Below are 9,760 nucleotides of genomic sequence, written 5' to 3' on the forward strand. Positions count from 1 at the left end.
GACGGCCCGGCTGGGGTGCGCGGCCGCCGCGGGCTGCGCACCGGTGCCCCCGCGGATCAACGGCAGCACGGTCGCCGAGATGTCGATGCACACCACCGTCGTGCGCGGCTCCCCTTTCATGGGTGAGGAGCGGGGCGTAGTGGACGAACCGTCCTTCCCGGGGCCAGGCAGGAGAGGTGGCTATCGCGCCACGCGGTGGCGGAGGTAGACGATCCCGGAGCCGAAGGTGTGGGTCTCGACGAGTTCGAGGTCCACCCGGCGTCCGTGCCGGGGAAAGAAGGGAAGGCCACCGCCGACCAGCACCGGGTACACCCTGGCCCGGTACTCGTCGATCAGACCCGACGCGGCCGCCTCGGCGGCGAGGGTCGCACCGCCGATGGCGATGTCGGCGTCCCCCGGCTCGGCCCGCAACCGCTCGATCTCCTCCGCCAGACTGCCCGAGGCCAGGCGGGCGTTGCCCTGCACCGTCGACAGGGTGGTGGAGAACACGATCTTGGGGAGCGCCTTCCAGAGGGCGGCCCACTCGCGCATCGGCCCGTCGAGCGACGGGTCCTGGTCGGCGGTCTCCCAGTACAGCATCGTCTCGTACAGCCGCCGCCCCAGCAGGTGGCAGCCGACCTGTCGGATCTCGGCGGTGACGAAGTCGAAGACCTCCTCGTCGGGCGCCGTCCAGTCGAAGCGGCCGTCCGGCCCGACGGCGTAGCCGTCGAGTGAGACGCCCAGCGAATACGTGACCCTGTGCATCGGAAGCCCTCCTCGTCGGTACGCCCGACAGTACGACCGCCGGAGCCGCAGGACCCCTCAAGGCTCGCGGGCTTCCTGTGCCGGGGCCGGGAACCGGGCGAGGGCCGGGGCTGATCCGGTCGTCGAAGAGGGTGCGTCACAGGTCCGGGTGGCGGTGTGTGGGGCGGCCGTCGAGGACGGTGAGCAGTACCGGCAGCTCGGTGAGCTCTGTGGCCGGTGTGGTGAGCGGGTCGCCGCCCAGGACGGTGAGGTCGGCGCGGTGGCCGACGGCGAGCCGGCCCGCCTCGTGTTCCTCCGCGGCCGCGTACGCGGCGTTCGCCGTCATGGCGCGGAGGGCCTCCAGGGCGGTCAGCGCCTGTTCGGGGGCGTGCGGCGGCAGGCTGAGGTTGCGGCCGGGACGGCGGTGGCGGGCCCCCGCCATGACCCCGAGCGGTGGGTAGGGGGCGATGGGCCAGTCGGAGCCGAGTACGACGGTGGCACCCGAGTCCCACAGGTCGCGGCAGCGCCAGGCGCGGGCGGCGCGTTCCTCCCCGAGGCGGCGCGACCAGTTGTCGGTGTGGTCGGCGCGGGTGAACTCGCAGCAGTGGGTGGGCTGCATGGAGGCGAGGACGCCGAGCTCGGCGAAGCGGTTCAGGGTGTCGTCGGGGACGGTTTCGATGTGCTCGATCCGGTGCCTGACCTCCCCGGCTCCGTTCCCGCCGCGGCCCCCGGTCGCGGCCCGCGCCTTCTCGACGGAGTCGAGTGCGTGCCGTACGGCCGCGTCGCCGATGGCGTGCGTGGCCGTGGGCACGCCGGCCCGGTGGAACGCGCCGATGACCTCGGTGTAGGCGGCCGGGTCGGGCCAGAAGGCGTGCGTGGACTCGCCGTGGCAGTCCGGGCGCTCCAGCCACGCGGTGCCGTTGTCGATGGTGCCGTCCATGAAGAGTTTGACGCCCGCGACGCGCCAGAGCCGGCCTCCCGTGCCCTGCCGGTCGACGAGCGCGCGCACCCCGTCCGCGTCGGTGCCCGGCTGACACCAGGGCGCGACCCGCAGCCGCAGCGGGAGTTCGCCCGCCGCGTCGAGTTCGGAGAGCAGGTCGAGGCTGCTCCCGTTGGCGTCCATGACGTGTCCGCCGGTCAGTCCGGCCGCGGCCATCGACCGCAGCACGGCGGCGAGCCGCTCCCGCTGTTCCCGGTGGGTCGGCCGGGGTGCGACGCGCTCCACGAGCTCGCAGGCCGCGTCCTCCTGGAGCAGCCCGGTCGGCCGGCCGCGCTCGTCGCACACGACCTCGGCGGACGCCTGGTCGAAGGTGCGCGGCCCGTCCACACCGGCCAGTTCCAGGGCGCGCCGGCTGGCGAGCGCGGAGTGCGCGTCGAAGAGCAGGAGGAACGCCGGGACGCCATCGAGCACGGAGTCGAAGGGGGCGGTCCCCACGGGCCGGTCGCCGAAGACGTTCGGGTCGAGCCCCCATCCGGACAGCCACTGCCCGCGCTCCAGACCCCGTACCCCGCGCGCCAGCGCCGCGCGCACCTCCGCCAGATCGCCGCAGCCCGACAGGTCGAGCCCGTGGGTGAGCTCGGCCCCCGAAACGGGGTGGAGGTGACCGTCCACGAGTCCGGGCGTGACCACGGCCCCCTTCAGGTCGACGACCTCGGCCGTGGAGTCCGCGAGCGCGCGGACCTCGCGGTCGTCGCCCAGCGCGGCGATCCGTCCGTCGGAGACCGCCAAGGCCGTCTCCGGCAGGAACGCGCCGGACACCGGGTCGAGCAGGCGGGCGGAGAGCAGGACGAGGGGCGTGCGCACAGCGGCTCCAGGGTGGTGGGGCGAAGGGGGTCGGTCAGTCGGTGGCGGCGGACGGCTCCGCAGCCGCGGCGTCGCCGGTACGGGTCTGCGTGGATCCGCCGTCGCCGGTACGGGTCCGCGTGGACGGGGTGTCGAGCAACGCGTCCGGAGGCAGGCCGAGTTCGCGTTCCGCGGTCGTCACGGCCATCCGGGTCACCGCCTCGGGGCGGTTGCTCGTGTCGGTGTTGGCGTGGGCGCCGAGGCCGTCGAGGACGACCAGGATCCGGATCGTCGTCACGTACGGGTCGTCCGCACGGAACTCACCCCGCTCGATGCCCCGTCGGAGCAGGGCCTCCAGTCGTCCGCGCCACGCGGCCTCCTGCTCGGCGACGCGCTCGCGCAGCACGGGCCGGTAGCGGCTGAGGTGGCGCGCGTTGATCCAGAGGCGGCTGATGGCGTCGTACGCGTCCCCCGACGTGCGGGCGAGGAACCGGGCCAGCTCCCGTGTGGGGGCAATCCCCTCGGTCGGTTCGGACGGCAGCAGGGCGTCCAGCTCGGCGCCGACCGCATTCCCGAACGCCTCCGCCACCAGATCCTCCACCGAGGGGAAGTAGTGGCTGATCAGGCCGGGCCTCACCACCAGCTCATCGGCGATCCGCCGCAGGGTGACGCACTCCAGCCCCTCGGTGAGCGCGACGGCCGCGGCGGCATCGACGATCTCCGCCCGCCGGGCTTCGGGGGACTTGCGGATCCGTTTGCGCTGGACGCTTGACGACATACCGAGGATGCTATTGAGTGTGCGACCAATAAGCAAGCAGGTGGGTACGCCCAGCACCCGGAGGTCCACATGGCGTCCACGATTCCCGACCCCCTTCCCGGTACGCCCAGCAGCTCCGGGGCGGCCCGGCCCGCCCCGAAGCGCGCGGGCGGGATCGAGGCGCACGGCATCGACCACATCCCCGACGCGGAACGCCACGGCCGCCCGCGCGACCTCTTCGCAGTCTGGGCCGCGGCGAACGTGAACTACCTCAGCCTGGTCGTCGGCGGCGCACTCGTCCTCATGGGGCTCAGCCTCCGGCAAGCCGTCGCCGTGATCGTGGTGGGCAACCTCTTCTGGCTGCTCACCGGACTGCTCGCCATCTCGGGCCCGGCCTCCGGCACCCCCAGCGAGGTGATCACCCGGGCCCTGTACGGCGTTCTCGGCAACCGGGTGAACAACGCGATCGGGGGCTGGCTGGTCTCCGTCTGCTACTTCGCGCTCAACCTGGCCGCCGCCGCGACCGCCGCCTTCGCCCTCGCCGAACGGGCCGGAATCACGGCGGACACCGGAGTCCGGATCGCCCTCGTCCTGGGCATCGCCGTGCTCACCCTGGCCATCAGCGTCTACGGGCACACGCTGATCGTGAAGCTCTACCTTCCGATCACCCTGGCGCTCGCCGCGGTCTTCGCCCTCGTGGCCGTCAGCGTCCTGCGGCACGCCGACTTCTCGTACCGGCCCGCCGCGCCGCTCACCGGCACCGGCCTGTGGGCCGCCCTCATCGCCGGCACCACACTGATCGCCTCGGGCCCGCTCTCGTACACGACCAGCGCGGACTTCTCCCGCTACCTGCCGCGCACCGCCTCCCGCAAGGCGATCGTGGGCTGGACCGCCCTCGGCGGCTTCCTGCCCGGCATCGCCGTCTGCTCCCTGGGCGCCTTCGCCGCCACCGCGGTCGACATGACCGACCCGCAGGACGCGCTCCAGGGGATCCTGCCCGGCTGGTTCGCCCCCGTCTTCCTCCTCGCCCTGGTCCTCGGCACCATCGCCGTCAACGCCCTCACGGCGTACAGCGCCGGGCTGGCCCTCCAGGCCGTCGGCCTGCGCATCCGCCGGTCCGTCAGCGTGCTCTTCGACGGCGCCGTCGCCGTCGCGCTCACCCTGTACGGACTGCTGGTGTCCAACCTGCTCGACACCGTCAGCAACGCCCTCCAGCTGATCGTCGTCCTGATCGGCCCCCTCATGGCCGTCTACGCCACCGACATCGTGCTGCGCCGGGGCCGCTACGACGGCGTCGCGCTCTGCGACGAGACGGCCCACAGCCCCTTCCGGTACACCGGCGGGGTCAACTGGGCAGGGGCCCTCGCCCTGTGCGCCGGTGTGGGCGTCGCGGCCCTCTGCGTCAACACCCTCTACACGGGCCCGGTCGCCGGCCTCCTGGGCGGCGTGGACCTCTCCCTGCCCGCCGGCATGGCCGTGTCGGCCGCCCTCTACGCCGTCACCATGCGGAACTCGCCCACCGTGCTCGCGGCCCGGGACCTCGCCCCGGAGGTGCCGGGACCGCTGTAGCGGCCGGCCGGGGCGCGGCCGGCGTCAGTCCGCCGGCGGTACCAGACGGGGGAAGTGGAAGGCGAGGAACTCGCGCATGATCTGCAGGGCCCGTTCCGGGGGGACCTCCGTCCCGGGATCGTCGGGGAGCCCCTCGATGTGGATGTCGTGATCGTCCGCGAAGCCGCGGATCCCTTCGAAGGCGGCCCTGCCCAGGGTGGAGAGGCTCTTGCCCACGAGCAGGGCGTCCTCGACGTACCGGGGCACGGGACGCGCGACCGGCACGGGCCAGGTGTGCGGGTCCCGCGGGGTGTTGAGGGTGAAGGCGTGGGAGATGGTCCGGGCCGCGGCGTCTCGCGCGGTGAACGGGGCACCGAGGTGCCACTGCTCGCGCAGGGTCGCGATCAGCGAGGTGTGGCGGTGCTCCTCGTTGAACACCCGGCCTCCGGCCACCCACGGGGAGACCACGACGGCCGGGACCCGGTAGCCCGAGCGGTCGAAACGGAACCCTAGCTGTCCGGCCGGGGCGGAGGGGTCGGGCGGCGGCACCGGGCCGGGTGGGACGTGGTCGTAGGTGCCGCCGGGTTCGTCCCATCCGATCAGCAGGGTCGTGTTCCACACGTTCGACCCGCTCGGCGACCGCATGGCCCTGTAGGCGTCGTAGATCCGGGCCAGGAACGCCTCGCCCCCCAGGATCGAGGACGGCGGGTCGGCGCCGCGGATCACGACGCCGTGTCCGAGGACCCGCGAGAAGGCCGGGTGGTAGTCCGCGTGCCCGAGCACCAGGCTCGGTTCGATGAACGAGAAGTCGGGGAGCCTGCCGTCGGCGGCGTCGGCCTCGAACCGGGAGAACGGCACGAAGTGCGTGTCGAAGCGGTCCTTCAGCCGTGGGTAGTGGATCAGGCCGGTGATGGAGAACCGGTCCGGCTCGGCGACGTACACCTTCCACGTCCGGCCGTGCTGTTCGAGCCGGTTGAAGATCGTCTCAGCGTCGTTGTCGAGCACCCAGTTCTTGACCGGCGAGTTCACCACGAGCCCCGAGGCCGTCGCCGCTGTCCAGAACGACCGGTTGGTGAACGTCTGGGACGGCACCTCGCTGAACCAGTGGTCGAACACGCCGAAGCCGCGCGCCAGGCCGCTCAGCACGGGGACCTGTTCCGGGGTGAAGCCGGTCATCACCTGCGCGTACTCGTCGTAGGTGGGCTGGCGGCCCAGTTCGCCGGTCAGGGTGCTGATGTAGTCGGTGACGAAGCCGTCCATCGTGGGTGCCCGGCCGGGCTCGGGCGCGTTGTACGGCGCCGAGATGTCCTCGCCGAGCTTGAAGCGGTTCCGCTCGCCGAGGATGTTGAAGAGCTGCGTGTTGGTGTGCGGATACTCCTCCCCCGTATCGGGGTCGGGGCTGTCCATGTCAGTTGCCACCGTGTACGGCACCACTTCGCGGCCGGCACCGTGCTCGGCCCATCGCGGGATCGGATTCGTGAGGTCCTTGCCGGTCACTCCCTCGAACGTCCTGCCGTCCCCGGGCCCGTAGAGCCGGCCGAGCAGGTTGTCCAGCGACCGGTTCTCGAACACCACGACCACCACGTGGTCGAGTGCGTGCTCCTTGCCCTGACTCGCCATTCCTGACCTCGGATCTCGACGGCCGTCGGCCCTCCCCCACCTTCCAGCTTGCCTCCACTCGCCCGCGCGCGCACACCGTTCGCCGGGGGAGGACTCCGCCGTCCGGCCCATCAAGGAAACCGGCCGCGGCGCCGAAGAGGATCAAGCGGAGTCGTCCCGCCATCGGGTTCCGGTACGCCTCCGCGCCCCACGCCGCCCCGCTGACGGCGGTCCCGCGAACCCCGGCCGCCGAGGCCCGGAGGAGATCCCGCATGCGCGTCCCCCTGCCCCTGACCGCTGTCGCCACCGCCGCGATCCTGCTCACCACGGTCACCGGCGCGAGTCCCGCCGCAGCACACCGCAGCCCCGACGGCGGACCCCTGACCAAGGTGTCCGACGGCGACCCCTACGCGGACTGCACCATTGGCGCGATGTCCCCCGACAGCGTCGTCTACCCGGGCACCGAGGTCGAGCCCTACCTGTCCGTCGACCCCCGCGACCCGAAGCGCGTGGTCACGGTGTTCCAGCAGGACCGCTGGAACGACGGCGGCGCCCGCGGCCTGGTGGCCGGCTGGACCACGGACGGCCACACGTTCCATCAGAGCACGCTGCCGTTCAGCCTGTGCGCCCCGGGCGGCGCGGACTACGAACGGGCAACGGATCCCTGGGTGAGCACCGGACCGGACGGCACCGTCTACGCCGGCGGTGAGGGCGTCGACTTCACGAAGAGCACGCGCACCGCCCTCCTGGCCGCGACCTCCCACGACGGCGGCCGGACCTGGCAGAACCTCACCACCACGCACGTCGACGAGCAGCCCTTCTTCAACGACAAGCCCACGCTCACCGCCGACCCGATCCGCAAGGGCACCGCCTACCAGGTCTGGAACCGCCTCGACAACGACCCGCCCGGCCCGAGTTCCCTCGACGGTCCGGGCTTCATCTCCCTCACCCGCGACGGCGGCCGCACCTGGAGCCGGGCCCGGCCGTTCGTCGAGACCAGCGGCGTGCCCAACACCCAGACCATCGGCCACCAGATCGTCGTCGACCGGCGCACCGGCACCCTGTACGACTTCTTCGACCGGATCACCTACACCGACGACCTGAGCACCGTCGCCGAAGCCCGCTACGAGATGGTCACCTCGACCGACGCCGGACGGACCTGGAGCGCCCCGGTCACCGTGGCCCGCGACACCTCCGTACCGGAGGTCGACCCGAACGACCCCACCAAGGCGCTGCGCGCCGGATCCACCCTGCCCAGCCCGGCCATCGACCCGAAGACGGGCGCCCTCTACATGGCCTACGAAGGCTCCGACTTCTCCGGCGGCAGCTTCGACTCCGTCCAACTGGTGCGCTCCACCGACGGCGGACGCACCTGGGGGAGCCCGGAGCTGATCAGCCCGGAGGGCGTGCCCGGCTTCTCCCCGTCGATCGCCGTCGACGAACGGGGCACGGTCGCGCTCACCTACTACGACCTGCGCTTCCTCAAGCCGGGCGACACCACCACCCTGCCCACCGCCTACCAGCTGGCCACCCTGCCGCACGGAGACCCGGGGCTGCGGAGCGAACGACGGATCTCACGGGTCTTCGACTGGCTGCAGGCGCCGTTCGCCGGGGGCTACTTCCTCGGCGACTACCAAGGCCTGGTGGCGGACGGCAAGGGAGTCCGGGCGGTGCTCACCGAGACCCACTCCGACGCACCCCACAACCGTACGGACGTGTACAGCGGCGTCTTCCGCACCTCGTGACCGCCCCGGTCGTGCCTTTCGGTGCTACGGCGATGCCGCCGGGAGTGTGACGCGGGTCTCCGGAAAAGGGTGACATCACGCTGTCGCACACGGCTGTGAGCATGGGCGACATGATGATCACAGACGAGGACCGCCTCGCGGAGACCCTGACCTTCAACGAGCGGTTCGAAGCCACCGCCGCGAGCCGACCGCAGCGCGCGGGAACACCGGACGCGGCCCTGCTGGCCGGCCTGCGGCGCAACCGGCTCGGCGGCGACACACCACCGGTGCGACTGCCGCAGGGGCAGGACCGCATCGTCGAAGGCGGGGTGAAGGTACGGGTCTTCAGGCCGGACCACGTCGACGGCGTGTACCTCCACATCCACGGCGGCGGCTGGATGTTCGGTTCCTCGGACGGGCAGGACGAGAGGCTGTGGCGGCTCGCCGAGCGGGCACGGCTGGCCGTGGTGAGCGTGGAGTACCGCCTCGCACCCGAACACCCCTTCCCCGCCGCGCCCGACGACTGCGAAGCGGCGGCCCGATGGCTGGTGCAGCACGCCGCGGCCGAGTTCGGCACCGAACGGCTGTTGATCGGAGGCGAATCGGCCGGAGCCCACCTCAGCGTGGTGACGCTGCTGCGCCTTCGCGACCGGCACGGCATCACCGGCGCGTTCCGGGCGGCCCACCTGCTCTTCGGCCCCTACGACCTGTCGATGACACCGAGCCAGCGATCGTTCGGCTCCCGGCGCCTGCTGAGCAACACCGACACGCTGCGGTGGACCTACGAGCAGTGCACGCCGGGCATGGGGGCGGAGCAGCGCCGCGATCCCGCCGTTTCGCCGCTCTACGCCGACCTCACAGGCCTGCCGCCGGCCCGGATCGTCGTCGGCACCGAGGATCCGCTGCTGGACGACTCGGTGTTCCTGGCCGGGCGGTGGCGAGCGGCGGGCGCGCCCGCGCAACTCGAACTCGTCGCCGGCGCCATGCACGGCTTTACCCTGTTCCCGACGACCATCACCGAGCGGCAACTGCGGCGCGAGCAGGACTTCCTCGCCGCCGCGGGACGGTAGCGTCGTCGGCATGAACCGTACGGTCCGGCTCTATGCCCTGGTGGAAGAACTGCGCGCGGTGGCGCCGCGGCCGATGACGGTCGCGGCGCTCGCCGCACGGTTCGAGGTGAGCGCGCGGACGGTGCAGCGCGACCTGCAGGCGCTGATGGAGACCGGTGTTCCGGTACGCACCACGACCGGGCGGGGCGGGGGCTGGTCCATCGACCGGGAGATGACCCTGCCCCCGATCCACTTCACCGCCGACGAAGCCTCGGCACTGGCGGTGGCCCTCGCAGCCGCCGACGCCGATGCCCGCGCCCCGTACGCCGGTGCGGTCCGTACGGCAGCCCAGAAGATCGCGGCCTCGATGACCGGTCCCGCGTCGGCGGCGGCACGGCAACTCGCCGCCCGGATCGTGGCGCAGCCCTCGTCGGCCGACGCCACGGTCCGCGCCGCGGTGGAACGGGCCCTCGGCGCGAACACGGTCCTTCGGCTGACCTACACGGACGCGGCGGGCCGCGGAAGCGACCGCGAGGTGGAACCGGCCGGGCTGCTCACCGCCGAAGGCCGGTGGTAC

8 protein-coding genes are annotated in these 9,760 nt (G+C 72.5%); 4 read left to right on the top strand and 4 right to left on the bottom strand.

The window, feature by feature from the left end; all coding sequences use genetic code 11:
- Positions 1-180: 180 nt before the first annotated feature.
- The 3 genes from ABZW32_RS37350 to ABZW32_RS37360 all read right to left on the bottom strand — a co-directional run bounded on the left by ABZW32_RS37350 (position 181) and on the right by ABZW32_RS37360 (position 3,284).
- Positions 181-744 carry a dihydrofolate reductase family protein gene (locus ABZW32_RS37350; protein WP_356224995.1) on the bottom strand — a complete coding sequence of 188 codons (564 nt, stop codon included), beginning with the start codon at positions 742-744 and terminating at the stop codon, positions 181-183.
- A gap of 136 nt (positions 745-880) precedes the next feature.
- On the bottom strand, positions 881-2,527 hold the full coding sequence (locus tag ABZW32_RS37355; RefSeq protein ID WP_356224997.1) for an amidohydrolase: 1,647 nt from the start codon (positions 2,525-2,527) through the stop codon (positions 881-883).
- A 34-nt stretch (positions 2,528-2,561) separates the two neighbouring features.
- Positions 2,562-3,284 (bottom strand): TetR family transcriptional regulator C-terminal domain-containing protein, encoded by a 723-nt coding sequence (locus tag ABZW32_RS37360; protein ID WP_356224999.1) that lies wholly within the window; start codon positions 3,282-3,284, stop codon positions 2,562-2,564.
- Positions 3,285-3,353: 69 nt separating this feature from the next.
- On the opposite strand from ABZW32_RS37360, the gene ABZW32_RS37365 reads away from it, so the two are divergent.
- Positions 3,354-4,832: a cytosine permease gene (locus tag ABZW32_RS37365; protein WP_356225000.1), complete on the top strand. Its 1,479-nt coding sequence runs from the start codon at positions 3,354-3,356 to the stop codon at positions 4,830-4,832.
- Between the two features lie 24 nt (positions 4,833-4,856).
- On the opposite strand, the gene ABZW32_RS37370 is transcribed toward ABZW32_RS37365, so the two are convergent.
- Positions 4,857-6,431 (bottom strand): alkaline phosphatase family protein, encoded by a 1,575-nt coding sequence (locus ABZW32_RS37370; protein ID WP_356225002.1) that lies wholly within the window; start codon positions 6,429-6,431, stop codon positions 4,857-4,859.
- A 251-nt stretch (positions 6,432-6,682) separates the two neighbouring features.
- Between ABZW32_RS37370 and ABZW32_RS37375 the strand changes: the two genes are divergently transcribed.
- The 3 genes from ABZW32_RS37375 to ABZW32_RS37385 all read left to right on the top strand — a co-directional run.
- On the top strand, positions 6,683-8,155 hold the full coding sequence (locus tag ABZW32_RS37375) for a sialidase family protein (protein WP_356225004.1): 1,473 nt from the start codon (positions 6,683-6,685) through the stop codon (positions 8,153-8,155).
- A 110-nt stretch (positions 8,156-8,265) separates the two neighbouring features.
- Entirely contained in the window at positions 8,266-9,204 is a 939-nt protein-coding gene (locus ABZW32_RS37380; protein WP_356225006.1) for an alpha/beta hydrolase, read from the top strand.
- Positions 9,205-9,214: 10 nt separating this feature from the next.
- The coding region (locus tag ABZW32_RS37385) for an HTH domain-containing protein (RefSeq protein ID WP_356225008.1) at positions 9,215-9,760 on the top strand (546 nt) is incomplete at its 3' end.

It is taken from the genome of Streptomyces sp. NPDC004667, assembly GCF_040609475.1.
Lineage (GTDB): Bacteria > Actinomycetota > Actinomycetes > Streptomycetales > Streptomycetaceae > Streptomyces.